This window comes from Chelatococcus sp. HY11 (assembly GCF_018398335.1).
GTDB lineage: Bacteria > Pseudomonadota > Alphaproteobacteria > Rhizobiales > Beijerinckiaceae > Chelatococcus.
This window is the reverse complement of the sequence record NZ_JAHBRX010000002.1, coordinates 296330-322894: the sequence shown is the minus strand read 5'-3', so window position 1 is coordinate 322894 and position 26565 is coordinate 296330. Positions and strand designations below refer to the sequence as shown.

Annotated in this window: 24 protein-coding genes; 13 read left to right on the top strand and 11 right to left on the bottom strand. The window is 63.5% G+C overall.

What is annotated here, in order from left to right; all coding sequences use genetic code 11:
• The first annotated feature begins 88 nt into the window (after positions 1-88).
• The 7 genes from KIO74_RS22535 to KIO74_RS22505 all read left to right on the top strand — a co-directional run bounded on the left by KIO74_RS22535 (position 89) and on the right by KIO74_RS22505 (position 6843).
• Positions 89-886: an ABC transporter ATP-binding protein gene (locus KIO74_RS22535; RefSeq protein ID WP_249731438.1), complete on the top strand. Its 798-nt coding sequence runs from the start codon at positions 89-91 to the stop codon at positions 884-886.
• Positions 887-899: 13 nt separating this feature from the next.
• Positions 900-1724: an ABC transporter permease gene (locus KIO74_RS22530; RefSeq protein WP_213336904.1), complete on the top strand. Its 825-nt coding sequence runs from the start codon at positions 900-902 to the stop codon at positions 1722-1724.
• Positions 1725-1817: 93 nt separating this feature from the next.
• Complete coding sequence (locus tag KIO74_RS22525; RefSeq protein ID WP_502762125.1) at positions 1818-3122, top strand: acetyl-CoA hydrolase/transferase family protein; 1305 nt, start codon at positions 1818-1820, stop codon at positions 3120-3122.
• Positions 3115-3960, top strand: a complete 846-nt coding sequence (locus KIO74_RS22520; RefSeq protein ID WP_213336898.1) for an enoyl-CoA hydratase/isomerase family protein — start codon at positions 3115-3117, stop codon at positions 3958-3960. Before KIO74_RS22525 ends, KIO74_RS22520 begins: the two co-directional genes overlap by 8 nt.
• A 30-nt stretch (positions 3961-3990) precedes the next feature.
• On the top strand, positions 3991-4728 hold the full coding sequence (locus tag KIO74_RS22515; protein ID WP_213336896.1) for a FadR/GntR family transcriptional regulator: 738 nt from the start codon (positions 3991-3993) through the stop codon (positions 4726-4728).
• Between the two features lie 79 nt (positions 4729-4807).
• Positions 4808-5971, top strand: coding sequence for an acyl-CoA dehydrogenase family protein (locus KIO74_RS22510; RefSeq protein WP_213336894.1), 1164 nt, complete (start codon positions 4808-4810; stop codon positions 5969-5971).
• Positions 5972-5973: 2 nt separating this feature from the next.
• Positions 5974-6843 carry an HpcH/HpaI aldolase/citrate lyase family protein gene (locus KIO74_RS22505; RefSeq protein ID WP_291978321.1) on the top strand — a complete coding sequence of 290 codons (870 nt, stop codon included), beginning with the start codon at positions 5974-5976 and terminating at the stop codon, positions 6841-6843.
• Between the two features lie 125 nt (positions 6844-6968).
• Here the strand turns inward: KIO74_RS22505 and KIO74_RS22500 are convergent, their stop codons facing one another.
• Together KIO74_RS22500 and KIO74_RS22495 are read right to left on the bottom strand one after the other, a co-directional pair.
• Positions 6969-7955, bottom strand: a complete 987-nt coding sequence (locus KIO74_RS22500; RefSeq protein ID WP_213336892.1) for an ABC transporter substrate-binding protein — start codon at positions 7953-7955, stop codon at positions 6969-6971.
• A gap of 75 nt (positions 7956-8030) precedes the next feature.
• A complete protein-coding gene (locus KIO74_RS22495; protein ID WP_213336891.1) occupies positions 8031-9473 on the bottom strand; it encodes an aldehyde dehydrogenase family protein in 1443 nt (480 codons plus the stop codon).
• A gap of 147 nt (positions 9474-9620) precedes the next feature.
• On the opposite strand from KIO74_RS22495, the gene KIO74_RS22490 reads away from it, so the two are divergent.
• Positions 9621-10751 carry a zinc-binding dehydrogenase gene (locus KIO74_RS22490; protein WP_213336888.1) on the top strand — a complete coding sequence of 377 codons (1131 nt, stop codon included), beginning with the start codon at positions 9621-9623 and terminating at the stop codon, positions 10749-10751.
• Positions 10752-10792: 41 nt separating this feature from the next.
• Here KIO74_RS22490 and KIO74_RS22485 read toward each other — a convergent pair whose 3' ends face one another.
• Positions 10793-12031 (bottom strand): CaiB/BaiF CoA transferase family protein, encoded by a 1239-nt coding sequence (locus KIO74_RS22485; RefSeq protein WP_213336885.1) that lies wholly within the window; start codon positions 12029-12031, stop codon positions 10793-10795.
• 211 nt (positions 12032-12242) lie between these two features.
• Here KIO74_RS22485 and KIO74_RS22480 point away from each other — a divergent pair, with 211 nt between their 5' ends.
• Positions 12243-13439: an iron-containing alcohol dehydrogenase family protein gene (locus KIO74_RS22480; protein ID WP_213336882.1), complete on the top strand. Its 1197-nt coding sequence runs from the start codon at positions 12243-12245 to the stop codon at positions 13437-13439.
• A gap of 44 nt (positions 13440-13483) precedes the next feature.
• Here the strand turns inward: KIO74_RS22480 and KIO74_RS22475 are convergent, their stop codons facing one another.
• The 6 genes from KIO74_RS22475 to KIO74_RS22450 all read right to left on the bottom strand — a co-directional run bounded on the left by KIO74_RS22475 (position 13484) and on the right by KIO74_RS22450 (position 18901).
• Complete coding sequence (locus tag KIO74_RS22475) at positions 13484-14347, bottom strand: N-acyl homoserine lactonase family protein (RefSeq protein WP_213339354.1); 864 nt, start codon at positions 14345-14347, stop codon at positions 13484-13486.
• On the bottom strand, positions 14313-15053 hold the full coding sequence (locus tag KIO74_RS22470; protein ID WP_502762134.1) for an ABC transporter ATP-binding protein: 741 nt from the start codon (positions 15051-15053) through the stop codon (positions 14313-14315). The genes KIO74_RS22475 and KIO74_RS22470 overlap by 35 nt, the downstream gene beginning before the upstream one ends.
• Positions 15046-15807 (bottom strand): ABC transporter ATP-binding protein, encoded by a 762-nt coding sequence (locus KIO74_RS22465; protein WP_213336878.1) that lies wholly within the window; start codon positions 15805-15807, stop codon positions 15046-15048. The genes KIO74_RS22470 and KIO74_RS22465 overlap by 8 nt, the downstream gene beginning before the upstream one ends.
• Positions 15804-16727: a branched-chain amino acid ABC transporter permease gene (locus KIO74_RS22460; protein ID WP_213336876.1), complete on the bottom strand. Its 924-nt coding sequence runs from the start codon at positions 16725-16727 to the stop codon at positions 15804-15806. The genes KIO74_RS22465 and KIO74_RS22460 overlap by 4 nt, the downstream gene beginning before the upstream one ends.
• Positions 16724-17578: a branched-chain amino acid ABC transporter permease gene (locus KIO74_RS22455; protein WP_213336874.1), complete on the bottom strand. Its 855-nt coding sequence runs from the start codon at positions 17576-17578 to the stop codon at positions 16724-16726. Before KIO74_RS22455 ends, KIO74_RS22460 begins: the two co-directional genes overlap by 4 nt.
• A gap of 162 nt (positions 17579-17740) precedes the next feature.
• Positions 17741-18901, bottom strand: a complete 1161-nt coding sequence (locus KIO74_RS22450) for an ABC transporter substrate-binding protein (RefSeq protein WP_213336872.1) — start codon at positions 18899-18901, stop codon at positions 17741-17743.
• A 198-nt stretch (positions 18902-19099) separates the two neighbouring features.
• Between KIO74_RS22450 and KIO74_RS22445 the strand changes: the two genes are divergently transcribed.
• Together KIO74_RS22445 and KIO74_RS22440 are read left to right on the top strand one after the other, a co-directional pair.
• Positions 19100-19993, top strand: coding sequence for an aldose 1-epimerase (locus KIO74_RS22445; RefSeq protein ID WP_213336871.1), 894 nt, complete (start codon positions 19100-19102; stop codon positions 19991-19993).
• 75 nt (positions 19994-20068) lie between these two features.
• On the top strand, positions 20069-20632 hold the full coding sequence (locus KIO74_RS22440; RefSeq protein WP_213336869.1) for a methylated-DNA--[protein]-cysteine S-methyltransferase: 564 nt from the start codon (positions 20069-20071) through the stop codon (positions 20630-20632).
• A gap of 407 nt (positions 20633-21039) precedes the next feature.
• Here the strand turns inward: KIO74_RS22440 and KIO74_RS22435 are convergent, their stop codons facing one another.
• Both KIO74_RS22435 and KIO74_RS22430 read right to left on the bottom strand, forming a co-directional pair.
• Positions 21040-22578 (bottom strand): malonate--CoA ligase, encoded by a 1539-nt coding sequence (locus tag KIO74_RS22435; protein ID WP_213336868.1) that lies wholly within the window; start codon positions 22576-22578, stop codon positions 21040-21042.
• 38 nt (positions 22579-22616) lie between these two features.
• Positions 22617-23975 (bottom strand): malonyl-CoA decarboxylase, encoded by a 1359-nt coding sequence (locus KIO74_RS22430; protein ID WP_213336867.1) that lies wholly within the window; start codon positions 23973-23975, stop codon positions 22617-22619.
• A gap of 334 nt (positions 23976-24309) precedes the next feature.
• Between KIO74_RS22430 and KIO74_RS22425 the strand changes: the two genes are divergently transcribed.
• Together KIO74_RS22425 and KIO74_RS22420 are read left to right on the top strand one after the other, a co-directional pair.
• Complete coding sequence (locus KIO74_RS22425) at positions 24310-24825, top strand: formate dehydrogenase subunit gamma (RefSeq protein ID WP_283772185.1); 516 nt, start codon at positions 24310-24312, stop codon at positions 24823-24825.
• Positions 24822-26531 (top strand): formate dehydrogenase beta subunit, encoded by a 1710-nt coding sequence (locus KIO74_RS22420; protein ID WP_249731437.1) that lies wholly within the window; start codon positions 24822-24824, stop codon positions 26529-26531. Before KIO74_RS22425 ends, KIO74_RS22420 begins: the two co-directional genes overlap by 4 nt.
• Positions 26532-26565 lie beyond the last annotated feature (34 nt).

The following is a 26565-nucleotide window of genomic DNA, read 5'->3' as shown; positions in this document are numbered from 1 at the left end:
ATCAGGCTCCATTTGCTCTATTTCATATAAATGATTTGACTCAAATTGGGCAGGGAACTACCATTCTTTGCAATGGTTGGGAGGAGCAATGTCGGTTCACAGGCTTCAGTCATCGCCGATGAACGCTGTGTCGGAAGAGCCGGTGGCTATCGACTTTGACGGCGTGGTGGCCCGTTTCGGCGCGCTCCATGCCATGGGGCCGACAACGCTCTCTGTCCGGCAGGGTGAGTTCCTGGCGGTCGTCGGGCCAAGTGGTTGTGGCAAGTCGACCTTGTTGAACATGGTGGCAGGCACACTGCGTCCGGCTGAGGGTGTCGTGCGCTACAAGGGCGATGCGGTGACCGCGATCAACCACGATGTCGGCTACATCACCCAGAAGAACTTCTGCCTGCCGTGGCGCACGGTGGAGGCGAATGTCCGGCTGCCGCTGGAATTCCGCGGAATCCCCAAGGGGGAGGCCGAGCGGCGTGTGCGCGTCGCCATCGACAAGGTCGGGCTTGGTGGCTTCGAGAAGGCCTATCCACGACAATTGTCGGGCGGCATGCTGCAACGTGTGATGATTGCTCGCACGCTTGCCTACGAGCCGGATATTTACCTCATGGACGAGCCGTTCGGCAGCCTTGACGCGCAGTTGCGCACGCGCATGCATGGCGAGCTTCTCAAGCTGTGGCAGGAAACCGGCGCGACCTTCGTCTTCGTGACGCATGACCTGCAGGAAGCCATTACTCTGGCGGATCGCGTTGTGGTCATGTCGGGGCGGCCAGGGCGCCCGAAACGCGTCGTCGACATCGAGTTGCCACGTCCTCGCGACGTCATAGACATCCAGTCCAATCCTGCCTTCGGAGCTTACGTCAAAGAGCTTTGGGCGGCCTTGGACGTGCATTGAGGGAGCGCGTGGCATGAGCGGAGGCTCCATACCCTCGGGCAGCACCCAGCGCCGCCGGGCGCTTCCTGTTGACGCCTTTCTCCAGTTTGGTCTGGCCATCCTGGCCGTCGCCGCTTGGGAAATCGTGGCGCGCGGCTTCGGCACCGAATTCTGGACGAGCAGCCCGAGCGCGGTGGCTGCCGAGCTTGGGCGATGGGCCGCATCCGGGCAGCTCGCCATCGATCTGCAGCTGACCTTGACTGAAGCTGGCGTCGGCTTCGTCATCGGGAGTGTCGCCGGTGGGTTGATCGGCTTTATTCTTGGCTGGATGAGACGGTTGGGCGACCTGTTCGAGCCATTCATTCTTTCGCTTTATACCCTTCCGAAAATCGCGCTGGCTCCCCTATTCGTCCTTTGGTTCGGGATTGGCGCGACAAACAAGATTATGTTCGCCGCGATGCTTGTGTTCTTCATGGTCTTCTTCACGACATACCAGGGAACACGCCAGGTCGACCGCGATCTTGTGGAGAATGCGCGCCTTCTGGGGGCCGGCAAGTGGGATATCTGGACGAAGATCGCCATCCCGTATTCGGCGGTTTGGATCTTTACCGGTATCCGTATCGGCCTTCCCTATGCGCTGATCGGAGCGATCGTCGGTGAATTCGTCGCGGCGGAGGCCGGCGTAGGCTTCCGTATCAAGGAGGCTACGTCGTTCTTCAACACAGCCGCCGTGTTTGCTGGCCTTATCGTCTTGATGTGTATCAGCCTTGTTCTGCTTGGCCTGCTGAAGCTCGTGGAAAGCCGCGCGCTGGCCTGGCAGAGCGCTGGCAACCGTGTCTCAGCGGGCGATCCAACATGATCCGCCTCTCGGAAACAAAGTATTCGCCTCTCTTGCCCGCGTAAACCACGCGAAATCATACAGCCACAGTCCAAAAAGGTTGCATGTCGTCTTATGAAGCCGAGCTCGTCATTTGATTTCAACAGTATCCTGCGAGCAGGCGACACGATTGCTTGGCCTCAAGGGTCGGGGGAACCGCGGGGGTTGACCCAGCGCCTCGTCGCGACCAGGCATAGTCTGCCGCCCGTGCGCCTGTTCATCGGTATGGTGACGAGCGATACATTGTCGCCTGACTGCGCCGACTGCTTCGAGCTGACCGGACTCAATGGTGCGGGCAGCAATCGCCGCCTGACCGCGGCCGGTGTGCTTGAGGTCATTCCCGTCCATGTCTCATCGATCGCCAGACTCATCGAAGCCGGAACGCTGCCTGTCGATGTCGCGCTCATCCGCGTTCGTCCGTCACCGGTCCCGGGGCATTTCACCGTCGGTGTCGTGGCCGACTACACCCAGGCGCTTGTGAAGAAAGCCCGTTGCGTCGTTGCTGAGCTCGATGAGCGCATGCCAGCGACGGCCCATGACGCGCTTGTCGCGGCCAGGGACATCGATGTCTGGGTCGAAGCCGATGTGGACCAGATCCTGCTGCATGATACCGAGCCGTCGACCGAAGAACGGGAAGTCGCCCGGCATGTCGCGTCCGCTATTCCGGATAGGGCGACGGTGCAATTCGGGATAGGCGGTCTTTCCGTCGCGGTGGCCCAGGCTTTGAAGAATCATCGTGACCTGGGTGTCCACTCCGGCGTCGTCTCCGATGCGCTGGTCGATCTCATTGAAAAAGGGGTCGTGACCAACGCCTATAAGGGTTTCGATGAAGGGGTTTCCGTCACCGGTTGCCTCTTCGGCAGCGATCGCCTGAACGCGCATGCCAACGGCAACCCCACAATCGCCTTGCGAGCGGCGACGCACACGCACAACGCCGAAATCATGGCGCGTCTTCATCGCCTCCACAGCGTCAATTCGGCGATCGAGGTGGATCTGACCGGGCAGGTCAACGCGGAACAGGCGGGGAACCGTTATCTCGGGGCCGTGGGGGGACAGATTGATTTCGTACGTGGAGCGCAGTTCTCGCCGGGTGGTCGTTCGATCATCGCCTTGCCCTCCACCACGCCCGACGGCCGAACCTCGCGCATCGTCGCCTCGCTCGCCGGGCGCCCCGTGACGACGGCGCGATCGGAGGTCGATCTCGTCGTCACCGAATATGGGGTCGCCGACCTCAGGGGGTGTTCTTTCGCGAGACGAATGGAGCAACTGGCGGCGATCGCCCATCCCGCTTTCCGCGATGCCCTGCTGCGGGAGGCGCGCGACGGCACGCGACAACGGCCGGCATTCCAGCCTGTAGTGTCCGAGGTGCGTCATGCCTGATCCCGATCTCTCGTCGCAAGAAAAGGCCCAGGAGAGGCCGCAGGAGCGAGCCCAAGAACGGGTTCGAGAACAGAGCATCGTCGTCGAGCGCCTAGCGACGGGGGCTGCCGCGATCTGGTTGAACCGGCCCGAGCGCCTCAACGCGCTGGGCGTGGCGATGGTCAACGATCTCCGGGCCACGATCGAGCAAGTGATCACGGAGAAGGCGACGGCCATTGTCCTGCGGGCGAAGGGGCGGGCGTTCTGCGCGGGTGCGGATCTCAAGGAGCGGCAAACCATGGAAGAGGCCGCGCGCCATGCCCATAACCGGGCGATCAACGCGGCGGTCAACGTCCTCGCGGCCGCGCCCGTTCCGACGATCGCCGTGATCAACGGCCTCGCGCTGGGCGGCGGATGCGAGCTGGCTCTCGGCTGCGACATTCGCATTGCTGCATCAAGCGCGATGATCGGACTGACCGAGGCGCGCATTGGCGCCATTCCCGGGGCGGGGGGGACGCAACGCCTGCCACGGCTCATCGGCGTCTCGCGCGCGCTCGATATGATGTATTCCGGAGAGCCGATCACGGCCGCGCGAGCGCACGACATCGGCCTTGTCAATCTCTGCGTGGAAGACGATGGGCTAGACGCGGCGGTTATGCGATATATGGAGGTGCTTGGTTCGCGCTCTCCGGCTGCTGCGAGCACCTTGAAGCAGGTCGTGTACGAAGGGGTCGAGATGTCGTTGGCGGGAGGACTGGAACGGGAGCGTCAGGCGCTCAGTGCCATCTTTGGATCGGCTGACTACGCGGAAGGCCTGGCAGCCTTCGCAGAAAAGCGGCCACCGCAATTTTCACGATAGGTTCTTGATTCCATGGATGCCTCACCAACGATGCCGAAAAGCAAGGCGGAGCACGTCGCGCAGCGCCTCTTGGACAAGATCATCACGGCGGGCCTCGCGCCCGGCAGCTCCTTCGGCACGGAGGCTGAACTTCTCACACAGTTTGACGTCAGTCGTCCGACGCTGCGGGAGAGCCTGCGCATTCTCGAATCGCAAGGGGTGCTGGAGCTCCGGCCCGGTCCGCGTGGCGGTATCATGGTGCGGAAGCCGAGCACGGATATTCTCGCTCATGGGCTTTCCGTCTATCTGCGGCTGCACGATGTGCCGTTCATCGCCGTGCTGAAGGCACGTGAGGTGATCGAGCCGGCGCTCGCCTCGGAAGCCGCCATCAATGGCACGGAGGAGGACTTCGACGAGCTGGAGGCCTCCATCCGCCGCATGAAGGCGATTGACAAGGACCAGACGGCCTTTATCGAGGAGAACCGCATCTTCCATAGCATCATCGCACGCGCGAGCGGCAACAAGGTGCTGGAGACTTTCTGGCAGACCATAAGCATTCTGGCGACCGGTGAGCATCATGGCGTCCGCTACTCCTTCGGCAACCAGCAGCATGTGATCGAGGCCCACCAGGGCATCCTTGATGCATGCCGCGCGCGCGACAACAAGGTCGCCGCCGCCAAGATGGAAGCGCATGTCACCGAACTCGAACATCTTGTTCGCAAGCGTTACCAGAACCTGCTGACACAGCCGACGAGCGTCGTTGGCCGCCAGGGCCGTCGCATAGCCTGAAGATCCCGCGCGTGGTTGCCCCTTTGTGGGGCAACTGCGCCCTAAAAATTAAATGATTTAACTAGATTGAGGGCAGGATATGGACTTTCAGCTCACCGCCGACCAGCGCGAGATGGTCAACACCGTGCGCGCCGTGACCCAGGAGAAGATCAAGCCCCGTTCGCTGCAGTACATGGACGGTTCTTTCCCCTGGGATAGCATGAAGGATCTCGCCTCGATCGGCGTTCTCGGCATGGCCGTGCCGGAAGAATATGGCGGATCAGGCCTCAGCGTGCTGGACACGGCCCTCGTTCTGGAGGAAGTCGCCAAGGGCTGTTACGTCACCGCGATGGCGTTGATGGGAGAGGTCGGCGTACAGGTGCGCATCATCTCCACCTATGCGCCCGAGGCGATCAAACAGCGGATTCTGCCTGGTGTCTGCACGGGTGAGAACATGCTCGCGGTGTGCATGACCGAGCCCCACGCGGGCACTGACGTGGCGAATTACCGGACCAACACGGACATCGTGGGTGACAAGCTTGTGCTCAACGGCACCAAGACCCTCATCAGCCGTGTTGACGAAGCACAGATGTTTGTCGTCTTCACGCGCATCAACAAGCAGCCGGGCCGCGAAGGTATCGGTTGCGTCCTGATCGAGCGCGATACCCCCGGTTTCCAGTGCACGGCGCGTTATCACACGATGGGTGGCGAAAACCTCGCCGAGATCACGTTCGAAAACTGCGAGCTACCGCTCGAAAATCTTGTCATCCGCGAGGACGGCTTCCGCCGCCTCCTCAGTGCCTTCAACACGCAACGCTGCCTCAATCCGAGCGTGTCGCTCGGGCTGGCGGAAGGGGCCTTCGAGGAAGCGGTGAAGTATTGCCGCGACCGCACGGCCTTCAAGCGTCCGATCGGCGAATTCCAGGGCATGCGCTGGAAGCTCGCCGAGATGTACCGCGACATCGAGATCGGCCGCAGCATCCTCTACCGCGCCTGCGCCACGGCTAACCCCTTCCCCGATCCCTACCAGGCCGCGCTCGCCAAGATGTACTGCAACGAAATGGCCATACGCGTGACGAGCGAGGCGATCCAGGTGCATGGCGGTTATGGGTTTACCGACGAATATCCGGTGTCGCGCTTCTACCGTGGCGCCCGCTACGGCACGCTCGGCGGTGGCACCACGGAAACGCTCAAGGAACTCGTGGGCAAGAAGATCATGGCCGACTTCCCCCATGACGGCTTCCTCGGCATGGGAAGCTTCTGATCGTGGACGGCATCAGGTCCCTGCTGTTTGTTCCCGGCGATAGCGAACGCAAGATCGCCAAGGGGCTCGCTTCCGCGGCCGACGCGTTGATCCTCGACCTTGAAGACTCGGTGACGGCGGAGCGCCGCGCATTGGCGCGCGGCCTCTGTCGCGAGGTCATCGCGGCGGGAAGCGCCAAGATGCTTCTCGTTCGCGTCAACGCGCTCGATACGCACGATGCGCTTCTGGATCTGGCGGCGGTGGTGCGGGCGAAGCCCTTCGGTATCATGCTGCCGAAATGCCGTTCTGCGGAGGATCTGCGCTGCCTCGACCACATGCTGTCGGCTCTGGAGGTGCGCGACGGCATCCCGCGCGGCACTCTCAACGTTTTGCCGATCGTGACCGAGACCGGCGCCTCCATGTTCGGTCTGAACACCTATGGAGAGGGGACCCCCCGGCTGGCCGGAGTGCTCTGGGGCGGCGAGGACCTTGCGAGCGACATCGGCGCGGTCGCCAATCGCGACGCCACGGGTCGGTATACTCCGACGTATGAATTGGCCCGCACCTTCTGCCTGCTCGCGGCAACGTCGTCGCGCACCACGGCCGTCGACGCAGTCTTCACGGATTTTCGCGACAGCGAGGGACTGCGGGCGGAAGCGGCCCTTGCCGCCTGCGATGGCTTCACGGCCAAAGCGGCTATCCATCCAGACCAGATCGAGATCATCAATGCGGCGTTCACGCCGAGGCCCGAGCAGGTCGATCTCGCGCGCCGTATCGTGGGCCTGTTCGAGCAAGATGAAGCGACCAGCGTCGTCGCCCTCGACGGGCGGATGCTGGACCGGCCGCATTTGATTCTCGCCAAGCGTATTCTGAGCCGGGCGCGGCTGGGGTAGTCACGCGCGGTTGCTGGAAGACGCAGGTTTCACCGGCCATTATTCCCAGAGCGCTGCTCAGGCCCACACGGATCATTCGACCGGGCAGGCCCTTCGCAAGATCACCTTCGCAAGAGTAGATGTCCTCACTTCACCAGCATCGATGCCGGATCAACGGAATCGATCTGGGGCAGGGATGTGCCGGTCGATTTCACGAAGGCTACTTCGTGAGCCATGTCGGCGGCAGTCAGCGGCCGTGCCTTCCATGCCGCCGCCTCGCCGGCATAGAGCAGATCGAGGGTCTTGGCATCGACGTCCGGGTAAAGCTTGGCGACAGCGGCCTTGACCTCGGCCGGTCTTTCCTCGATGGCCTTGCCGAGATCAGCGATCACCGCAGCCAGCGATTTCATCAGCTCGGGATTGGCGGCGGCGAAGTCCTGCATGGTCTGCAGGCTTACCGAGCTCGCCGGCAAATTCTGCGGCGGAAGCTCGGCTTTCGGGCCGCTGAGCCATAGCACCGCTTTGTCTCGCACGACCGGCACGCCCCAGAATGGCGCGCCCGCAATGAAGCCCTGGATCGCACCTTTTTCGAGGGCCGCGACCATGGCGGGCTGGGCCATGTAGGTGAAGCGGATATTGGCGCCGACCGCCTCGGCCGCGCCTTTGAAGGACACAGTGTAGGACGAGGTCGCGCTAGTCGAGCCGATAATCAGCCCGTCCAGCGCTTTCAAGCGTTCAGCGGCAGGTGCGTTGGGCGATACCCCGGTCTTCTCGGCAACGTCCTTGGCCAGAACGAGCGATGCACTCAGACCATTATACGTATTGGCGATCGCAACGACCTTCTGGCCACGGCCCTGCGCTGCCACGAGCTCTCCGGGACCGGAGAGGACGACTTCGACTGATTTTGAGATCAGCGCCGTTGTCGCGCTATTGGCGTTGTCCATGACGATAATCTTGGCATTCAGACCATGCTTCTCGAAAAGCCCGAGCTCTTTCGCGATGCGTATGGCGGCCGTGCCGAAACTGAGCGAGCTGATTGGAATACTGATGTCCCGCAGCTGCGCCATAGCTGGCACGGAAACAAGACATGCTGCGCAGACCAAGCCGCGCAGCCAATATTTCATAAGCCGCATGATATCCTCCCTCTTTTGTTTGTCTTGGATGATTGGAAAATTAGCAGTTTAGGAACGTGTTTGGACTGAACCCGGCTAGTTCAGAACGAAAAAGCGTTCCTCGGTCATATCCTTGATCGAGTATTTTGGACCTTCACGGCCGACGCCGCTGTCCTTGACGCCGCCGTAGGGCATCTGATCCGAGCGCCAGCGGGACGTGCCGTTGACGATGACCCCACCCGTGCGCACGCCCTTGATGGCGGAAAGCGCGAGCGCGAGCGAATTGGTGAAGATCCCGCATTGCAGCCCGAAGGGGCTGTCGCTGATGGATTTGAACAGCGGCTCGATATCCTCGTAAGGCTGCAGGCTCATCGCCGGGCCGAAGATCTCGTCGCACATCACGCTCATGTCGGAACGGACATTGGTGAGGATGGCGGGGTCGAGCTGCGCGCCGCGCCGTGAGCCGCCACGCAGCAAGGTTGCGCCGTCCTCGACAGCCCGGCCGATCATCCCCTCGACGCGGATCGCCGCCTGCTCGTCGATCAAGGTGCCGACCTCGGTCTCCATGTCCATCGGGTCGCCGAGCGCGAGGAGCCCGACTTCAGCCTGCACGGCCGCGACGAAAGTCTCGTAGACCGGCTTGTGAACGAAAACATTCTGCACGGAGATGCAGCTCTGGCCGGCGAGCAGCATCGCGTTGCGCGCGCATGCCTTCGCGGCGGCCGCCAGATCGGCGTCGCTGTGCACGAAGGTCGGGCCGACGCCGCCGAGTTCAAGCGCTACGCGCTTCATGCCGATCGTGCCGCGGATGATCTTGCCGACGCGGGTGGAGCCCGTGAAGCTCACGAAATCGACCCGTGGGTCCGAGACGAGCTGCGGCGCGATCGCATCGCCATAGACGGTGTTCACGGCCCCCGCCGGCAGGCCGGCGGCGACGAAGGCTTCCACGAACAGATGGACGCAGAGCGGCGCTTTCGGCGACGACTTGAGCACGATGCTGTTGCCGGCGGCGATCGCGGGGCCAAGTTTGTGCGCGGCGAGATTGACCGGCGCGTTGAATGGCGTGATGGCCGCGATGACGCCCGCCGGGAAACGCATCACCATGGCGATCTTGCCTGCGCCGATAGCGCTTGCGTCCATGGGGATATGCTCGCCCTGAATGCGAACCGCTTCTTCTGCACAGAGGCGAAGTGTGTCGGCCGAGCGCTGCGTCTCGAAGATCGAATCGCGCAAAGCCTTGCCGGTTTCGCGCGACATGGCCCGCGCGATCTCGTCAGTACGGGCGGTGACGTTGTCGGCGGCACGGCGCAGGAAAGCCGCGCGCTCGTAGCCTGGCATCGCCGCCATGGCCCCCTTGGCGCGATAGGCGGCATCGAGGGCATCGTCGAGATCTCGCGCCGTCGATACCGGCGCGAGCGCCACGATATCGCCACGGTAGGGATCGCGGACTTCCGTGACCTCTTCAGGCTCACGCCACTGGCCATTGATGAAAGCCTTGATGGATACGGCCTGCGTCGCGCGGCCCTGCGCATCGAGCATGGATGTCCTCCCGGTCTTTGGCTTGGAATATAACTATATCATCTAAAGGATTTGACACGAAACACAAGCTTCAATAGCGTCCCCTCATCAAAGTGGTTCGGACGCGAGGGGCCCAGAAAACGTGGCCCCCTATGGGAGGACGCCGCCATGCGCATGGTCGCCGCTGTCATGTATGAGCAGGGCCTGCCACCCCCCTATGTGGACAGCACGCCGTTCCGTATCGAAGAGGTGTCGCTGGAGGGGCCCGGTGAGGGCGAGGTGTTGGTCGAGATCGCGGCGGCGGGATTGTGCCATTCCGATCTGTCGCAGGTCGCCGGGCTGCGCAAGCGCAAGCTTCCGGTGGTTGGCGGACACGAGGGCGCCGGCATCGTGCGTGAGGTCGGCCGTGGCGTCACGGCCGTCCGGCCCGGAGACCATGTCGTGATGACGGCCGTCTCGGGCTGCGGCCATTGCCGCCCCTGTTCCGAGAGCCGGCCCGTGCTGTGTGAAAGCGTGACGGTGCCGCGCACGCAGGGGTTGCTGTCGAATGGCGCGCGGCGGCTCACTCTGAAGGGGGAACCCGTCTATCACTACAGCGGTGTGTCCTCCTTCGCGCAATATGCGGTGACCGTGCCGAATTCGCTGATCGTCATGGATCCAGCCATCCCCTTCGATGTAGCGGCCATGTTCGGCTGCGCGGTGGTGACAGGCGCCGGCTGCGTGTTCAATTCAGCCAAAGTCAAGCCCGGCCAGAGCATTGCCGTCTTCGGGCTCGGCGGCGTGGGCCTGAATGCCGTCATGGCCGCGCGGATTGCCGGCGCCGCGCATATCATCGGCATCGATATCAACGAGACCAAGTTCCCCTTGGCTCAGGAGCTGGGCGCGACCCACGTGTTCTCAGCGCTGGAACCCGAGGCCGTCGAAAAGGTCAAGGACCTCACGCAGGGCGGGGTCGACTTCGCCTTCGAGATCTCTGGAGCCAAGGCGGCGATGACCTCCGCGAATGCCATGACCCGCAAGGGCGGCGAGATCATTTGCGTCGGGCTCGGCGCCTCCAATGACATGTACCAGTATGCCCATGCCGCACTGGTCTCCGAGGAGAAGGTTTTCCGCGGTTCCTTCATGGGCAGTTGTGTGCCTGAGCGCGACATTCCGCGCTATCTCGGCCTCTACCAGCAAGGCCTTCTGCCCGTGAACCGTCTGAAAAGCGACAGCATGGGTTTCGACGGCCTCAATCTCAGCCTTGATCGCCTCGACCGTGGCGAGGTGGTGCGGCAGGTCCTGTTGCCGAACGGTTGATCCGCCTGTCGCCGCGCCACGACCCGGAGGACGTGATCCGGTCAGATCACGCCCTCTTCCTTCAGTGCGGCGAGCTCTTCCTCCGAATGTTCCAGCCATGCGCCGAACACGGTATCGTTGCTGGCGCCGAGCGGTAGGCTCGGCTCGATCGGCCGGCGTGGCGCGCCTTCAAAGACGAAGGGTGAATGGGGCAGAACGACCCGCCCGAGTTCGGGATGGTCGATCCACTGCAGGCTGCCACGGGCATGCATGTTTTCGTCGAGGATGACCTCCGACAATTCGCGCACGGGTGCGCAAGGCACCGCCGCCGCCAGCATCAGCCGTGCGATCTCGGCCTTCGGCATTGTTCGCGTCCAGCTCTCGAGGAGTTCATCGACATCCGCGAAATGCACGACCCGTGACGAACGGTTCAGGAAACGCGGGTCATCCTTGAGGTCCTCCCGACCCATCACCTTCAGGATCGCACGGAAATGGTGGTCGCCGGGCGCATTGAGAACGACATAGCCGTCGGTGGTGGCATAGACATTGTAGGGCGATATGCCGAGCCCGCCATGGCGATTGCCGGTGCGCGCGGGAGCCGCGTCGCCTCGGGCGTGGAGCATGCCGAGGTTCGAGGCGAGCGAGGCATAGGTCGCGTCCTGCATCGAGACCTCGACGACGCGCCCTCTGCCCGTGCGCTCGCGCTCATAGAGCGCCGTCATGATCGCCGCATAGAGATGGATGCCGGCGCTGAAATCGCACATCGCCGCTCCGGATTTCACCGGCGGCTGGTCAGGATAGCCGGTTGAGTTGATCACGCCGCACATCGCCTGCATGACAAGATCCATCGCCGGATAGTCACGGTAAGGGCCGGTCTTGCCATAGCCCGAACTCGACCCGTAGATCAGCCTGGGGTTGATCGCCTGCAATTCCGCGGCGCCGACACCGAGCCGGTCCATGACGCCTGGAGCGAAATTCTCGACGAGGATGTCCGCGCGCGCGGACATCTCCTTGAGAAGCGAGCGCCCCTTTTCGGATTTCAGGTTGAGCGTCACCGGCTTCTTGTTGGAATTGAGCATGGCGAAGGGGAGCGCGGCACCGCCCATGTCGCCCCGGCTGCGCAGGTGCTCCCCATGATGCGGCTCGACCTTGATGACCTCCGCCCCGGCCATGGCCATGAGAAAGGTGGCATAGGGGCCGTTGTAGACATGGGACAGGTCGATGACCGTTATCCCGGAGAGGGGAAGGCTCTGATTGTCCTTGCGGCCCTCTGTGCCTGCGCTGGCTGTCGCCTGAACCATGTCTCGTGCGTCCCTCTACCCTGTTGCGCGGCCTTCGGTCTGCCGCCGCTTCACCGCCTGCTTTTCTCCGCTGTCGGTCCGGCGATATTCCCCCGACCGATGGCCCGAGCAGGCCTGGATATATAAAACGTCTTTCACAAAAAAATAAAATCATTTAGATGAAATAATAAAATTTCTGACATGATCGTTGAGCATTCCAAGGAGCGCAGCCATGCAGGCCGAGGCCGTGCAGACTTCCCCGTCGTTCCGCCATTTTGCGCCAGCCATGCGCCTGTACTACGGCGAGGATAGCCTCGAATCTCTGCGGCCGGAACTGGAGCGGTCAGGCGTAAAGCGTGTCGTCGTCTTTTGCGGCCGCTCGCTGTCGCAACATCCCCAAGGGCTTACGCATATAGCGCGGCATCTCGGCACCCTCCATGCGGGCAGCTTCATGGAAGTCGCGTCGCATAGTCCCCTGCCGGCCATCATCGCCGGCAGGGATATGCTGCGGGAGACGCGCGCGGACGCGGTGCTCGCGCTCGGTGGGGGATCCGCGATCGTCACGGCGCGCGGCGCAACAATCCTGCTTGGCGAGGACCGCCCGATCGAGGCTCTCGTCACGCGCTTCGCGCCCGGTCAGCCGCCGCGGAGCCCGCGGCTCCAGGCGTCGAAGCTGCCGCAATTCATTGTGCCGACGACGCCAACAACCGCGATCGCCAAGGCGGGCACCGCAGTCCTCGAACCTGGAACCGGCCGGCGGCTCACCATGCTGGATCCGCGCACCCGCGCCCAGGCCATCTTTGTGGACCCGCGCCTTGCCCTCGCGACACCTGTCGCTGTCGTCCGGGATGCCGCGCTGAATGCCTTCGCGATGGCGGTTCAAGGGCTCGAATCCCACATGCGCCAGCCGCTCGCCGACGCGTCGCTTCTGGAGGCCGTGCGCCTGCTGCGTGACAATCTTCCACGTCTGGGCACGTCGGCGGACGGCGCGGACGTTCGCGGCGCACTGCTGCTTGCGGCCGTGCTGACCGGGCAGGGGACCGACCAGACGAGCTGTGGCCTCACCTCGGCGCTCGGCCATTGCATTGGCGCGCGCCATCACACCGCGAACGGAACGGTCAATGCGGTTCTGCTGCCGCATGTCATACGTTTCAACGGACCGGCGACAGGCGAACGCCTGGCGGCGGTTGCGGCAATGCTCGGTGGCGATGAAGCAGGGCAGATGGAGACAGCGGATGCGGCTGCGCGCGCCTGCGCCAGTTTTTTCGCGCGTCTCGGTTCGCCGTCGCGGCTCAGCGACATCGGTATCGAGGCGGCGGCGTTCGAGCCAATCCTCGCTGACGTCGAGGAAGATTGGTTCTTCCACCAGAACCCGCGTCGGGTCGAGTCACCGCAGCAGGTTCGCGACATTCTCCAAGCCGCGCTGTAGACTGTCGGAGGCCCAGATCGAAGGGGGAGGGCGGCCATCTATGATCAGTCAGCCGTCAAGTTCCTGAGCGTCGAAATGTCGTGGATGGCTGGGTCCTCATGCAGCGACGTCAGGGTGACGCCGTTAACCGTGACCGATGGATAAAGCTTGCGCACCAACGGGTCGTGGCCAGGGATGATCCGGTCGACTGCGCCCGCGATTTCGAGCATGCGGCCGTACGAGCGCAGTGTCGCGGCCGCGTCCACCGTCAGGGCGAAGGGCGCGCGCCGAAGAAAATTGGCATAGAGATGGCTGACGTCCGAGGCTAGCAGCACGGGGCCGCGCGGCGTCATGACCTTGACCGCCTGTAGCCCTTGGCTGTGGCCGGGGAGGCAATGGAGCGAAATGCCGGGGAGCGGCGCGGCATCACCGTCGTGGAAGTGGATACGTTCCGCGTAGACGTGCCGGACGAAGGTGACGACATCTTCCACGTCGAAGGGGAAGCGAAGCGCCGGCTCGCACATGCACCGTCCGGTGGCGAAGGCGGCCTCCGCATCCTGCACATGGAAGCGCGCTCTGACGAAACGATCGATGTTCCCCGCATGATCGTAGTGAAGATGCGTGAGGATGATGTCCTCAATGCTATCCGGATCGATGCCGACAAGCCGCAGCGCCTCCAAAGGGTCGATATCGAGCGGCCGCCCTCGCTCCCCTGCGGCGCGGGCGCCAAAGCCGGTATCGACAAGGACAGTGCGCGCCGCGTTGCGCAAGATCCAGAGGCTGAAGTCGAGCGGCATCGGCCCATCATGCATGTCGCGGCGCAGGAAGTTCTCGTGTACGCGCCGGTCGGGCGCCCTCGCATAGCAGAGCTGGTAGATCTCGTAGGTTGCGTCGTCAGAGATGTCCGTTGTCGGCAGACTGTCCGGCACTGTCCCCTCCCAGATAGGCGTGTTGAACCTTGTTGCTCGCCAGCAAGTCGCTGCTCTTGCCTTCGAGTACCACCGCACCGGTTTCGAGCACATAGGCCTGATCGGAGATCTTCAGGGCCAGCTTTGCATTCTGCTCGACGATGACGACGGTGATGCCTTCGCTATTGATCGTCCGGACAAGACGCGCGACCTCGTGGATCAGTTTTGGCGCGAGGCCGAGCGTCGGCTCATCCAGCATGAGCAGGCGCGGATGGCTCATCAGCGCCCGCGCGATGGCAACCATCTGCTGCTCACCGCCCGAGAGGCTGGCCGCGACCTGATTGCCGCGCTCGGCGACACGCGGGAAGACGGCATGCAGAAAGTCGAGCCGGCTGCGAAACCGTGCGCGATCCCGGACGCGATAGGCCCCCATGCGGATATTCTCATAGACAGTCAGTTCCGGAAACAGCCTGCGCCCCTCGGGGCAGAGCGCGATGCCGCGATCTAGGCGCTCATGGGGCTTGAGCGCGGTGATGTCCTCGCCTTCGAAACGGACAGCGCCGGCATTCGGCTTCACGACACCCGCGATCGCCTTCAGCAGCGTCGATTTGCCGGCCCCGTTGGCGCCGATGATGGAGACGACGTTTTTTTCGGGGATGTTCGCCGACACCTGGTGCAAGGCATGGACGCCGGCGTAGTCGACAGACAGGCGCTCGACCTCAAGCAAACTCATAGTCATCCCCCAGATAGGCGTCGATGACCGCTGGATCGGCCTTGATGGCGTCAGGTGAGCCGATCGCGATCGGCTTGCCCTGGTTGACGACGAGGATGCGGTCGCACACGCCCATGACGAGAGGCATGTCGTGCTCCACAAGCAGGATGCTGATGCCACGTTCATCGCGCAGCCGACGGATCAGCGCGCTGGCTGCTCGTTTTTCCGAGGGGTTCAGGCCTGCGGCCGGCTCGTCCATCAACAGAAGTTTCGGCGAGACCATCAGCGCCATGCCAATACCGAGCATTTTCTGCAAGCCGTAGGCAAGACCGCCGGCGGTCTGATCGAGCAGATTGCCCAGACCGACGAAGGTGGCGACGTCCTGCGGATGTGGCTCCGTGCGCCCTGTTCCAAACGACCGGAGATAGGCGAAGGGACCGTGGCTGGTCGAAAGGACCCGTGCGCGCCGCAGGTTCTCAGCCACCGTTTCCCCGGCGAAGAGGTGCACGGCCTGAAATGTCCTGGCGATGCCGAGGCGGGCTATCACGTCGCTTCTCCGACCCGATATTCCCCGGCCGGAAAACGTGGCCGTTCCGGCGCTCGGCTTGTAATGGCCGGCGATGACGTTGAACAGCGTGGTCTTGCCCGCTCCGTTGGGGCCGATGACGCCGAAGATCTCACCTTCGCTCACCGAGAAGGAGACATCGGAGACCGCCGTCAGGCCGCCGAAGCGACGCGTGAGGCCCTGAACCTCGAGCAGAGGGCTCATGCGGGCTTCCTTCGTGGGCGGTCGATCAGCGAAACGAGCCCCTGCTTGATAAAGATGAGGAAGACCATCAGGCAAAGCCCATAGATGAGAAGCTGATACTGCTTGGCCTCACGCAGCAGCTCCGGCAGCGGCACGACCACGATCGCGCCAAGCAGGGGGCCAAGGGCGACGCTCGTTCCGCCGATGACATTCATGACGACGAGATCGACGGAGAGCTGGAAACCGAAGGCCTGCGGCGACAGAAAGCCGATATAGAAGGCGTAGATGCCGCCGCTTATGCCAGCGATCGCCGCGCTGAACGTGAAGACCGCAATGCGCCAGGACAGCGCATCGGCGCCGATCGATCGGCTGAGCATTTCGTCTTCGTTCAGGGACTGCAGGATCGCGCCAATGTCGGAGCGCTCGATCGTCCGCACCATCCAGTAGGCGAGGACGGTGAAGAGCAGCGCGAAGACGTAGTATTGCGAGACAGCGGTGAGACGGTAGCCGGCCAGCGAGAACTTCGGAATGCCGTAGAGTCCGCTGTTCCCGCCGAACAGCGACGTCCATTCCTGGAAGACGAGATTGACGATCTGCCCGAAAGCATAGGTCAGAAGCACGAAATAGACGCCCTTGATGCGCAGAAAAACTGGACCGAGCACGAGCGCGGCGAGGGCCGCCAGCACGCCGCCGGAGAGGAGCGAGGCGAGCGGAGGCAGCCCGAGCCGCATGGTGAGGAGCGCGCTGGCATAGGCGCCGATGCCCATGAAGGCGGAATGGGCCATGGACAACTGGCCGATGCGCAGCATGAGGTTCATGCTGAGCGCGAGCGGCGCCATGATCGCGATCATGGTGGCTATGTGAAACACATAGCGGTTGTTTGCGACCCACGGGATCATGGCGAGAAGGACGATCGCGGCGAGAAGGATGAGACGCTTCATGGGGCGCCTCGTCCCAACAGGCCGGTCGGCCGCATCACCACGATGAGAAGAACGATCGTGAACGAGGCGATCAGCGCCGTCGTGGAGCTGAACAGCGTCGACAATACGGATTCGGACAAGCCGATGAGCAGCCCACCGAGGACGGCACCGGGAACGCTGCCGAGACCTCCGAGGATAACGACCACGAAAGCCTTGAGCATGGGCAATTCTCCCATATACGGGCCGATGGTGTAGATCGGTGCCATCAGCCCGCCCGCGAGCCCGGCGAGGGCGCAGGCGATGCCGAAGGCGGAGGCATAGATGAGGCCTGACTCAACCCCCATCAGGCTCGAGGTTTCGCGGTCCTGCGCGACCGCCTGCATGGCCAGGCCAAGCCGGGAGTGCTTCAGGAACAGATAGAAGGCCGCAAGAATGACGAGCGCGGCGATGGCAACCACCGTGCGGTCCCATGGCACAACCGCGTTGACCAACTGCCAGGTGCCCGAGAATGGCCGTTGAACGGATTGCTCGGACGGTCCGAAAAGAATGAGGGCGATCGACTGCAGGGTGATGCCGACGGCAAGTGACATGATCATGCCTGGCAATTCATTGCCCACGAGCGGCCGGAACAGCACCCGCTCGATGACGATGCCCAATGCGGCCGCGAGGAACCCGGCTATGACGACCGCGAGGAAGAAGTTCCAGCCGAGAGCGCCAAACAGGAACAGCACGACCACGGCGCCAGCCATGTAAAATTCGCCGTGGGCGAAGTTCACGATGCGCATGATCCCGAAGATGAGCGTAAATCCCAGTGCCATGATGATATAGATAAAGCCAGCCAGTAGACCGTTGACGATCATCTGCTCGATCATCGCGGTCCTGCTCCCCGGACATACAGGCTGTCAGCACGCCGATATGACATATCGTCGTTCCCCAGAAATCGAAGGCGAGACCGGCACACATCGGTCTTCTCGCCCGATGCGGCCCGGGGGGAGGGCGCCGAGCGCCTCCCCGCACGCTTCAAATTGTTGTCGCTATTTCGTCTTGCCGATCACGACTGGCTGGCCGTCACGAATGACGCCGATGTAGTTGACTGTCATGATCTGGTTGTCGACGCCGGAGATTGCCTTGCCGCCGAGGCTCAATTGATCGCCCTGCACGGATGGCGTGGGGAGAACGGACGCAAAGGCTGCCGCCACCTTGCCGGTGTCGCTCGGGTCGCCCGACTTCTGAATGGCCTTCAGGAGGACATTCGCGCCATCGTAGAAAGATACCAAGATTTCGTTCGGATCCTGGCCGACAGAGGCCTTGTAAGCGGCCGCGATGCGCCGGTACCCCTCGTTGGCCGGGTCGGCGTAGAGCATGTTGATGACGCCTTCGGCCGCCTTGGCACCCGCGCCCGCGACGATCTCCGCTGGCCCTGCGCCGCCGGTCTTGCTGAACAGCTTGTCATAACCGAGCTCACGCGCCTGGCGGATGATGAGGCCTGCGGTGGCGGGCGAGGTGCCGCCGAGCTCGATGATATCGGGCTTCATGGCGATGATCTTGGTCAGGAGCGGCTGGAAGTCCTTCTGGGCGCGCTCGAACAATTCATGGCCGAGAACCTCGAAGCCGTTCTCCTTGAACAGCTTCTCGCTGAGCTGCGTCTGATCCCAGCCCGTCTCGTCGTTGGGATTGACGACGACGACGCGCTTCTCCTTCACATTGTCCTTCATCCAGGCAATGAAGGAGGGCACGTAGTCGGCTGGCGTGCTGTACATGCGGAACATGTATTTCGTCGTGGGCTCGATCGCCTTGGCGGTATAGGCGGCTGTCACCGCGACCACCTCGTCGTCCTCGACGTTCTGTTTCAGCGCCATCGTGGCCGCCGAACTCAGGATGATCATGTATTTGACGCCGTCCTGATTGACCAGGCGGTTATAGGCGGCGACCGCTTCTGCGGCCTTGTACTGGTCGTCGTAGGCCACGACCTCGACCTTGTACGTCTTGCCGCCGACCGCCAGCCCGCCCTTGGCATTGATGTCCGCCGCCAGGATCTTCGGCGCTTCAGCGGCCGCGATTCCCCACGGAGCGCCGGCGCCGGTCAAGGGGGCGATCACGCCGATCTTGATCGTGTCGGCCGCCATGGCCGTCAGCGCACTCAGGCTCAGCGCCAGGCCGGCCGTCGCGGACGTGAGATAGTGCTTGATTGTCATGGTTGCTCCTCCCCATACGCTCGTTCCGAGACGTTATAAATCATATAGATCATTTTCCAGGCCGGGCGTCAACGGAAGCTGCCGATGCTTCGCGGGCTTGTGCCATCCATATTGCCTTCGACGCGCAATCCGGGCATTGCGATGTTCGGCTGGCGCGCGCTCAGCGCTCGCCGGCGGTCGGTGAGGCAGAGGTGATCCATGGGTGAAGTGCGGCTTGAGAGCGAATCTTTGTTCGCGGCGCTCGATACGAGCGGCGGCGTCATCTGGCGGCTTGTGGCGAAAACCGCACGCGGCGAGGTTCCGCTTCTGCGTCCGCCTGCCGAAGACACACCACGCCTGCCGCGCCGGTCCGGGTGCTATCCGCTGCTGCCCTTCGGCAACCGGATCGCGGGCAACGGTTTCACCTTCGAGGGCGAGGACTACACATTCGCCCCGAACACGGATTGGGATCCGCTCGTCCTGCATGGCGACGGCTGGCTTAACGCATGGAGCGTCGCCGAGGCAACGGCGACACACGCCGTGTTACGCAGCACGAGCCGGGCAGGGGGCGCCTTCCAGTACGACGCGGAGCAGGCCTTCTCCATTGAGGGATCTGCTCTGACTGTGACGATGACGATCATCAATCGTGGCGCGCGCGCCATGCCTTTCGGCTTCGGCTGGCACCCGTATTTGCCGGCCCATCCGGATACGACGATCAAGACGACGGCGTCGGACTACTGGGAGGAGGGGGAGTTCTCGCTTCCCGCACGGCGCGCGCCCCTGCCCGTGGATCTTGATTTCACGAACCCGCGCGGCGTGCCCGGACGGCGGATCAACAACGGTTTCGAGGGCTGGGATGGACGGGCGGAGATCACCGCGCCCAGCACAGGTGTGACGACGCTCATCACGGCGACGGAAGAACTGCGGCGTTCCTTCATCTTTGTGCCGGATCCGCTGGAACCGCCGGTCCATCCGGTCCCGTTCTTCGCCTTCGAGCCCATGAGCCATACCGCCAACGCCCATAATCTTCGGGGAGATGGTGGCCTGAAGCGGCTCGCTCCGGACGAGAGCCTGACAGGGTCGATGACAATCGCGTGGCGCGCGGCGTCCTGACCGGCCGCTCCTGCCTGCTTGAACAGATGAGGCCGAAGGCCAATCTTGGGGAGACTGGAGCAGGAGCACGGGACGATGGGCCAGGCTCGTCATCGCTATTTTATCTTCGAGACTGCCGCCGGCTTTTGCGGCATCGCGTGGAACGACAGCGGAGTGACACGCTTTCACTTGCCGGCACAATCGGCCGCCGCGACGGAACGTGGTCTTCTCAGGCGTTCAGCCGACGCCTTGCCCGGCGAGCCTCCGCCTATGGTGGTCGCGGCAATCGCCGCCGCACGACGATACTTCAGGGGCGAGTCCGTCGATTTTTCAGATGTGAACCTCGACCTCGGCGAGCAGGACCCGCTGTTCACCGCGATCTATGCGGCCACGCGCGCGCTGCGCTGGGGCGAGACGACCACCTACGGCGCAATCGCCAAGTCTCTAGGCACGGGGCCTGAAACGGCGCGCGACGTTGGCCAGGCCATGGCGAAGAACCCGGTGCCGCTGATCATTCCCTGCCATCGGGTTTTGGCGGCGGGCGGAAAGGTCGGTGGTTTCTCAGCCCCGGGAGGCGCCGATTCCAAGATCCGGATGCTAGCGCTTGAAGGGCATGACCTTGCACCGCCGCCGCCCGCGCAAGCGACTTTCGGCTTCTAGCGCGAACATCAGCCACAGCAGGTTCTTCGCATAACATACTAGTTATAATTGATTATTTCCATTTCGATGAAGGTCGCGGATCCTCCAGGACGGTATGGACTAAAGTCAGGCTCTCAATTTCCTTCTTAAGTTCCATAATTCAGCTTATGCGAAATCAGTATCCCGGCGTAAGTGTATTTTTTTCGCCTCTCTGCCCATGGATGCGAGGTGAAAGCCGAAGAACGGTTCCGGGGTCAAAGATGAGGAATTGCAGCGTGTTGTGACCGCCCGTTAGCGTTCACGCCACTCGCGTCGCGTGTTGTCCCGCTGGTGGATGGCGTCGGGCGCCATCCACGATCCTTCAAATGTCCGTCCTTTGGCACCGCCCGCGGTCTTGTTATGTGGGCGGCCGGCTCCCGGCCGTGGGACTATCCGGCGGGCTTCTTGAAGATATCCGCGAAGCGCTGGCGGAGTATGTTTTTCTGAACCTTGCCCATGGTGTTGCGTGGCAGTTCGTCCACGATGAAGATGTGTTTCGGCTGCTTGAACTTAGCCAGGCGATCCGCGAGTGCCGCGCCGATCGCGCTGGGATCGGCGGGGTTTTTCGGATCAGCGACGACGGTGGCGACCACGCCCTCGCCGAAATCCGGATGCGGCAGGCCGATGACGGCGCTTTCCACCACCCCCGGCAGATCGTCGATCGCCTCCTCGATTTCCTTCGGATAGACGTTGAAGCCGCCGGAGATGATCAGGTCCTTGGCGCGCCCAACGATATGGACATAGCCGGCCGTATCGACCTTGCCGAGATCGCCCGTGATGAAGAAGCCGTCAGCGCGAAACTCCTCTTTCGTTTTCTCAGGATTTCGCCAGTAACCCTTGAAAACATTGGGTCCCCTCACCTCGATCACGCCAATGGCGTCGGAGGCGACGGCCTGGCGCGTGTCGGCGTCCACCACGCGCAGCTCGACCCCCGGCAAGGGGTAACCCACCGTGCCGGCGATACGGTCACCCTCATAGGGGTTCGACGTGTTCATGTTGGTCTCAGTCATGCCGTAGCGCTCGAGAATGGCGTGGCCGGTGCGCTCGCGCCAGTCGCGGTGCGTCTCGGCCAGGAGCGGCGCCGAGCCGGAGACGAACAGCCGGATGTGGGCGGTCGCCTCGCGTGTCAGTCCGTCATGCTGCAGAAGCCGGGTGTAGAACGTCGGCACCCCCATCATGCTGGTCGCTTCCGGCAGGAGCGCCATAACCTTGTCCGCATCGAACTTGGGCAGGAAGAGCATCGAGGCGCCTGCTGCCAGGATGGTGTTGGTGGCGACGAACAGGCCGTGGGTGTGGAAGATCGGCAGCGCGTGCAGCAGCACGTCCTTGTCGGTGAAACGCCAGTAGTCGACCAGTGTCAGCGCGTTCGACAGGAGATTGTCGTGGCTCAGCATGGCACCCTTGGAACGCCCCGTCGTGCCAGAGGTGTACAGGATGGCGGCGAGGTCATCGGGGCCGCGCGGCACATCGACGAAGGCTGCGGCGGCGGCCTCCGACAGCGCGGCAGCCTTCTCGACGAGACTGCCTCTGCCCTCACCGTCCAGCGTCTCGACCGCCGCGATGCCGTGCCGGCCGGCGAGTTCCTTGATGCCGTCATATTTGGCCGGATCGCACACGACGAGGCGCGGCTCGGCGTCACCAAGAAAATAGTCGAGTTCGGCCAGGGTGTAGGCGGTGTTGAGGGGCAGGAAGATGGCTCCCGCCCGCACCGTCGCGAGATAGAGCACGATGGCTTCGGCGCTCTTCTCCACCTGCACCGCCACCCGATCGCCGGGCTGAACCCCAAGGCTGGCGAGCGTCGCGGCCAATCGCGCGCTCTCCTTCGCGAGATCACCATAGGTGATCGTCCGTCCGCCGCTCACCGCGATGAACGACTTGTCGGACGCCGGCGCTTTGGCCATCAGTCCGGAGAACAGGTGCGAGGTCATAGGCGTAAGCTCCGATCGCTTTTATTGTTTTGACAGCCTCAGTCCGTCACCATGGCGAGCGCCCGTTGCGGCTTGTCGGCCTTGAGGAGCTTGCGAATGGCGGGCGCGGCGATGATGTCGCCGGCGCGCGCATAGGCTTCGTGGTTGGCTTCGATATCGTCAAGGGCATAAAGGTAGTTCACCATCAGTCCGTGGGACTGTTTCAGCCCCTTGGGCGAGGGATCGCCAAGGAAGTCGAGTTTTTCCAGCCGTGCGCCGTTTCCGAGGTGAAAGCGCGCGACCGGGTCGACAGGTGTGCCCCGTGCGCTCTTGGCCTTCAGGAAATAATGGGCGGCGACCTGCAGCATCACTTTGCGCAGGGCGGGCAACTTGTCCTTGTCCTCATGCCAGCCGGGTTCGTCGAGGGCGGCGAGCACCGCCTTGTCCCCCTCGTCGAGCACGTCGGAAACCTCTGCCTGGCGTTCGCGGTTCAGCCAGCCGGCGAAGCCCGGAACCGGTGAGAGGGTCACGAACGTCTTGAGATTGGGAAGATCGCGCTTCAGGTCCTGAACCACCTGCTTGATCAGGAAATGCCCGAAGGAGATGGCGGCAAGGCCCTTCTGGGTGTTGGAGATGGAATAGAACACCGCCGTCGTCGCCTCCTCGGCGCGGATCGGCTGACGCTTCTGGGCAAGAAGCGGCGCGATCGCCCCCGGGATCTCACGCGTCAACGCGACTTCGACGAAGATCAGCGGCTCATCGCCGAGCTGAGGGTGGAAGAAGGCAAAGCAGCGCCTGTCCGCCGGCTCGAGGCGTCCGCGCAGGTCATCCCAGTCGCTGATCGCGTGCACGGCTTCATAGCGGATGATCTTCTCGAGGATATGCGCCGGCGAACTCCACTCGATCGGCCGCAGCACCAGGAAGCCGCGGTTGAACCACGACGAGAAGAGATGCCGGAAATCGCTGTCGACGGATCTGAGCGCCGGCTCGTCCCGCAGATGCTCGAGAATGTCCTCGCGCATCCTGACGAGGGCCGCCGTGCCGCCGGGCGCCAGGTTGAGCCGGCGGATGAGTTCCTGCCGCCGGGCCTCCGCCGCGTTGTGGAGGCCATGAATGGTATCGTCGTCCGGATTGGCTCGGAAGGCTTCCAGCGCCCGGTCGAGTTTGGCGCGATCGGCGCCGAAACGCTCGGCCAGGACGCGCAGAAAACCAAGCCGCACCTCCGGTGACGCGGCGGCATAGCTCTCGAGCAAGGTTTGGGCCAGCGCCACACCCGATGCCTCGCCGCGCTCCGAAAGCAGCTGCTCCGCGAGTGCGCTCGGATCGGCCGTCAGTGCCGGATCCGGCGGAAGGCCAAGGAATGTGCGGCCCCGGTTGGTCAGCGTTTGCAACAGGTCGTTGAAGAACGACGTCGGCATGATGGCTCCTCGGCAGACAATCGATGTTCCGGGACCGCTTTCCCCAGGTGCCGCCAATTCTGGACGATGAAGAAGCGGATGTCAGCGAAAACAACGGGTGAACGGCCGAGTTCCCGCTTGCGGGGCCGGAAATGTCGCGGCATGCGCAGAGTGTGACGCGTGTAACGCGTTGAGCCGGCGAGAGATATCGCGATCGGCCGGACTACCAGCGGCTTCAGGTCGCATTTGCTCCTTCGCGGATTGGTCAGGCTTGCCCTCTTACTTTAGAATGATAGTAGAAGATTCAGTGCGGGATCCAAACTTAGGCGGGATCCAGGGGAGGTTACGGTTCATCATGTCTCAGTCGCGCCACGGGGAAGGCCGTTCCGCGGTCAAGCCGAAGGATCTGAGTGGCGCGCAGCGCGATGAGATGTTGACGATCATCGCCCGTTTCGAGGGCGTCGAGGGCGCAGCTCTACCCATCCTCCACGCGGTCCAGTCCGCGTTCGGATACATTCCCCAGGCGGCGGTGCCCATCCTGGCGGACAAGCTCAACCGCTCACGCGCCGAAATCCACGGCGTGGTCACGTTTTACCATGATTTCCGCAGCCAGCCGGCGGGACGACACGTTGTGAAGCTGTGCCGCGCGGAGGCGTGTCAATCGATGGGCGGCAACCATGTCGAAAGCCTGGTGGAAGCCGGGCTCGGCATTACTATGGGGGAAACGACCGCTGATGGCCGGGTGACCCTTGAGCCGGTCTATTGCCTCGGCCTTTGCGCTGTCGCTCCGGCCGCCATGGTCGACGGGCGGGTCGTCGGTCGCCTCGACGCGGCAAAGGCTCGCGCCCTGGTCGCCGAGGTGGAGGCATGACGGTGCGGATATTCGTTCCTGGCGATTCGGGTGCGCTGGCGGTCGGCGCGGATGAGGTGGCCGCAGCGATCGCCGCCGAGGCCGGCAAGCAGGGCCTTGCCATCACGCTCGTCCGCAACGGCTCGCGCGGCCTCTACTGGCTGGAGCCGCTCATCGAGGTGGAAACGCCGGCCGGCCGGGTCGCTTTCGGGCCAGTGGCGCCGGCGGACGTTCCGGGGCTGGTAGCGGGTCTGGCGAGCGCGCCGGCCGATCCCTTCCCTCAGGGGGAGGGGCCCGCGCGCAACGGAGGGGGTGGGGCTGGGCCCTCTCCCGAAGAACCCCACCCGTCTCCGAGCTCCGCGCGGATCCACTCTCCCCTGGAGGGGAGGGATCGGGCGGCCGCGCCTTTCACCGCGCATCCCCTATACCTTGGCCTGACCGAGGACATTCCCTTTCTCAAGCGCCAGACACGCTTCACCTTCGCGCGTTGCGGCGTGGTCGATCCGCTATCTCTGGAGGACTACAGAGCGGCAGGCGGTCTGAAAGGACTTGCGGCTGCCTTGGCGCTGACGCCGGAAGCAATCGTCGACCACGTGACGCAATCGGGCCTGCGTGGGCGCGGCGGCGCGGGCTTTCCCACGGGCATCAAGTGGAAGACCGTGCTCGCAGCGGACGGCCCGCGCAAATTCGTCGTCACCAACGCCGATGAGGGCGACAGCGGCACCTTCGCCGACCGCATGCTGATGGAGGGCGACCCCTTCGTGCTCATCGAGGGCATGATCATCGCCGGGTTCGCGGTGGGTGCCAGCCACGGCTATATCTACAGCCGCTCGGAATATCCCCATGCCAACGACGTGATGGCGAAGGCCTTGGCCATCGCCGAGAGTGCTGGCCTTCTCGGCGATGACATTCTCGGCTCCGGGCGCGCCTTCACCGTCGAGCTCAGGATCGGTGCCGGCGCCTATGTCTGCGGCGAGGAAACGGCGCTCCTCGAATCGATCGAGGGCCGGCGCGGGCAGGTGCGGGCCAAGCCGCCACTACCCGCCATCAAGGGGCTCTTCGGCGCGCCGACCGTCATCAACAACCTGCTCACGCTCGCCTCGGTACCGTTCATCCTGGCGGAAGGCGCGGCTGCCTACGCGGCTGTGGGCTTCGGCCGCTCGCGCGGGACCATGGCGGCCCAGCTCGCGGGCAATGTCCGGCACGGCGGGCTGTTCGAAACCGGTTTCGGCGTGAGCCTCGGCGAATTGGTCGAGGACATCGGGGGCGGCACGGCCACGGGCCGGCCCATCAAGGCCGCGCAGGTCGGCGGGCCGCTCGGCGCCTATTTCCCCCCTGCCCTGTTCGACACGCCCTTCGACTATGAGGCCTTCGCCGCGCGCGACGGGCTGATCGGCCATGGCGGCATCGTCGTCTTCGACGACACCGTGGAGATGGCGCGGCAGGCGCGCTTCGCGATGGAATTCTGTGCCATCGAGAGCTGCGGCAAGTGCACCCCCTGCCGCATCGGCTCGACCCGTGGCGTCGAGGTGGTGGATCTCATCATCGCCGGGCGCGATGTCGAGGCGAATGCGACGCTCCTCGCCGATCTCTGCGAGACCATGAAATTCGGCTCGCTCTGCGCGCTCGGAGGCTTCACGCCCTACCCCGTGATGAGCGCGCTGACCCATTTCCCGCAAGATTTCGGCATTTTTCCGCCTGGTGGCAGGATGGAGGCGGCGGAATGAGCGGCGCAATGTCATGGCCGGGCTTGTCCCGGCC

Excerpts from the sequence above, each read along its gene's own strand:
- KIO74_RS22535 (WP_249731438.1), top strand. The coding sequence starts at position 89 with ATGTCGGTTCACAGGCTTCAGTCATCGCCGATGAACGCTGTGTCGGAA.
- KIO74_RS22530 (WP_213336904.1), top strand. The coding sequence starts at position 900 with ATGAGCGGAGGCTCCATACCCTCGGGCAGCACCCAGCGCCGCCGGGCG.
- KIO74_RS22525 (WP_502762125.1), top strand. The coding sequence starts at position 1,818 with ATGAAGCCGAGCTCGTCATTTGATTTCAACAGTATCCTGCGAGCAGGC.
- KIO74_RS22520 (WP_213336898.1), top strand. The coding sequence starts at position 3,115 with ATGCCTGATCCCGATCTCTCGTCGCAAGAAAAGGCCCAGGAGAGGCCG.
- KIO74_RS22515 (WP_213336896.1), top strand. The coding sequence starts at position 3,991 with ATGCCGAAAAGCAAGGCGGAGCACGTCGCGCAGCGCCTCTTGGACAAG.
- KIO74_RS22510 (WP_213336894.1), top strand. The coding sequence starts at position 4,808 with ATGGACTTTCAGCTCACCGCCGACCAGCGCGAGATGGTCAACACCGTG.
- KIO74_RS22500 (WP_213336892.1), bottom strand. The coding sequence starts at position 7,955 with ATGCGGCTTATGAAATATTGGCTGCGCGGCTTGGTCTGCGCAGCATGT.
- KIO74_RS22495 (WP_213336891.1), bottom strand. The coding sequence starts at position 9,473 with ATGCTCGATGCGCAGGGCCGCGCGACGCAGGCCGTATCCATCAAGGCT.
- KIO74_RS22490 (WP_213336888.1), top strand. The coding sequence starts at position 9,621 with ATGCGCATGGTCGCCGCTGTCATGTATGAGCAGGGCCTGCCACCCCCC.
- KIO74_RS22485 (WP_213336885.1), bottom strand. The coding sequence starts at position 12,031 with ATGGTTCAGGCGACAGCCAGCGCAGGCACAGAGGGCCGCAAGGACAAT.
- KIO74_RS22480 (WP_213336882.1), top strand. The coding sequence starts at position 12,243 with ATGCAGGCCGAGGCCGTGCAGACTTCCCCGTCGTTCCGCCATTTTGCG.
- KIO74_RS22465 (WP_213336878.1), bottom strand. The coding sequence starts at position 15,807 with ATGAGCCCTCTGCTCGAGGTTCAGGGCCTCACGCGTCGCTTCGGCGGC.
- KIO74_RS22460 (WP_213336876.1), bottom strand. The coding sequence starts at position 16,727 with ATGAAGCGTCTCATCCTTCTCGCCGCGATCGTCCTTCTCGCCATGATC.
- KIO74_RS22455 (WP_213336874.1), bottom strand. The coding sequence starts at position 17,578 with ATGATCGAGCAGATGATCGTCAACGGTCTACTGGCTGGCTTTATCTAT.
- KIO74_RS22450 (WP_213336872.1), bottom strand. The coding sequence starts at position 18,901 with ATGACAATCAAGCACTATCTCACGTCCGCGACGGCCGGCCTGGCGCTG.
- KIO74_RS22445 (WP_213336871.1), top strand. The coding sequence starts at position 19,100 with ATGGGTGAAGTGCGGCTTGAGAGCGAATCTTTGTTCGCGGCGCTCGAT.
- KIO74_RS22440 (WP_213336869.1), top strand. The coding sequence starts at position 20,069 with ATGGGCCAGGCTCGTCATCGCTATTTTATCTTCGAGACTGCCGCCGGC.
- KIO74_RS22435 (WP_213336868.1), bottom strand. The coding sequence starts at position 22,578 with ATGACCTCGCACCTGTTCTCCGGACTGATGGCCAAAGCGCCGGCGTCC.
- KIO74_RS22430 (WP_213336867.1), bottom strand. The coding sequence starts at position 23,975 with ATGCCGACGTCGTTCTTCAACGACCTGTTGCAAACGCTGACCAACCGG.
- KIO74_RS22425 (WP_283772185.1), top strand. The coding sequence starts at position 24,310 with ATGTCTCAGTCGCGCCACGGGGAAGGCCGTTCCGCGGTCAAGCCGAAG.
- KIO74_RS22420 (WP_249731437.1), top strand. The coding sequence starts at position 24,822 with ATGACGGTGCGGATATTCGTTCCTGGCGATTCGGGTGCGCTGGCGGTC.